Annotated in this window: 3 protein-coding genes; all 3 read right to left on the bottom strand. The window is 63.2% G+C overall.

The features are described from left to right. Positions 1-337, bottom strand: a 337-nt coding sequence (locus F2P67_RS27495; protein WP_166226385.1) for an ATP-binding cassette domain-containing protein, incomplete at its 3' end; no start/stop codon positions are given. After that, positions 334-1,266, bottom strand: a complete 933-nt coding sequence (locus F2P67_RS27500) for a metal ABC transporter substrate-binding protein (protein WP_166226388.1) — start codon at positions 1,264-1,266, stop codon at positions 334-336. The genes F2P67_RS27500 and F2P67_RS27495, both read right to left, overlap by 4 nt. 35 nt (positions 1,267-1,301) lie before the next feature. Beyond that, positions 1,302-1,851 (bottom strand): DUF6162 family protein (locus F2P67_RS27505; RefSeq protein ID WP_166226391.1); only part of this gene is annotated, 550 nt, incomplete at its 5' end.

A 1,851-nucleotide genomic window follows, 5' to 3' on the forward strand; every position in this document is an offset into this window, starting at 1 on the left:
ACGCCGGGCGGCGCTGGCACATGGCAGCCATGAAATCGTCGACGGTCATCGGCAGGCCGCGATCGAATTCCAGCGCCTGCGGGACATAGCCGATGGTGCCGGGCTCGCCGGGCCATTGCAGGCTGAGCCGGCCCTGATGAGGCATCTGCCCGAGCAGGGTCTTGATCAGCGAGCTCTTGCCTCCGCCGTTAGGGCCGACCAGCGCATGCACGCTGCCGGGCTGAACCTGGAAGGTGACTTTGTCCAGAATCGTCGTGCGCCCGAGGGTCAGGCTGACCTCGGCAAAATCCAGCGTCGGGCCGCTTATTTGTGCGGCGAGCAGTTCTTGAGCGGTCATGCGCCCGACTCCTGAATCGCTCGAACCACGGTGTTGAGGTTGCCGGTCATTTCCTTTTCGTATTTGTCAGCGGTGTATTCGCCGTAGGAAATGTGCGACAGCGGGTACAGCTTCACGCCCGATTCACGCTGGATGGTTTCGACGTAAGTGGACGGGAAGTCCATCTCCGAGAAGATCACTTTGACGTCGAGTTCGCGCAATTGGTCGATGGTTTTCTTCAACTGGCTCGGGCTCGGTTCGATGCCGTGGGCCGGTTCGACCACCGCGGTCACTTCCAGGCCGAATTCGCGCAGCAGGTAATCGTAAGCGGCGTGAACCGTGGCCACGCGCAGCTCGGCATTCGGTGCCTGAGTCAACTTGGCCAGCGCGTCGGCGCGCATTTGTCGAAGTCGTTTACCGTAGGCGCGAGCGTTTTGCGTGTACGTCCTGGCGTTGTCCGGGTCGATCTTGCCCAGTTCCCGGGCGATGTTGTTGACCTGGGCAATCGAGGCGCTGATCGACAAAAACGTGTGCGGGTTGACCACTTTGCCGGCACCGCGCGCCGCGACCCCGGTGGCGGCCAGCAGCGGTACGTTCTCGTTGGCTTCGATGGTTTTGATGTTCGGCGTTTCGCTGGCGGCAATCATGCGGTCGGCGAAATCATCATGGCCGACGCCGTTGAGCACGATCACGTCCAGACCGCTGATGCGCTTGATGTCTTCGGCCCGTGGCTCGTAGGCGTGCGGGTTGAAACCGGCGGGGATGAGCGGCACGACGTCGGCCTTGTCGCCAACGATGTTCGCCACATAGCTGTAATACGGGTGCAGGGTGATGCCGATGCGCAGGCGTTTGCCCGGGTCGGCACTGGCCAGTGGACTCAGCAGCGAAGCGCACAGACCCAGCAGAAACAGGCGCAACAGTGGACGGCGACGAAAAAATGAAATGAACATGGGCAAGCAGTCTTCTCTCGAATAGGGGCGAGGGATCAATGGCGATGTTCGCGGGTAACCCCGGCATCGTATTGCGCGACAATCTGTTTCCAGCCAGCGGCCGACAGGGCAGCTTCGGTCAACTCCGAAGGCGCCTGCGGGCCCGCTTCACGGTTGAGCCAGATGTCCGGCGCAGCCTGGGCATCGGCGCTCACACGCATCAGAAACGAGCCGGCCACCGCCGGTGTCTGGCTGTGGCCGAAGTAGGCCGAGCCGGCGAGCATTTGCCAGGCGTGACCGCCACGGCTGACCGAACTGGCGTCCTGGGCAAACGGCGCGAAACCTTCATCCGCGAGGTTCTGCGGCGTTGGCAGGGTTTTCTGCTCTTCGCGCAGTAGCTGGATTTCGTCGAGGGTGACCCGCAGATCGGCGTAGATGCCTTGTTCGGCAGCGCTGAGGTCGCGGCGGGCGTCGAGCTGATGGCTGGCGACGGCCTCGGGCTCATGGGACACCCCGCGCCACGCCACCACGGAGGCGGCCACCGCGAGAATCAGCAGGCACAACAGCAACACGTTGAGGGTTTCATGGCCGGCGCCGGCCGGGCGT

Source organism: Pseudomonas atagonensis, assembly GCF_011369485.1.
Taxonomy (GTDB): domain Bacteria; phylum Pseudomonadota; class Gammaproteobacteria; order Pseudomonadales; family Pseudomonadaceae; genus Aquipseudomonas; species Aquipseudomonas atagonensis.

Excerpts from the sequence above, each read along its gene's own strand:
- F2P67_RS27500 (WP_166226388.1), bottom strand. The coding sequence starts at position 1,266 with ATGTTCATTTCATTTTTTCGTCGCCGTCCACTGTTGCGCCTGTTTCTG.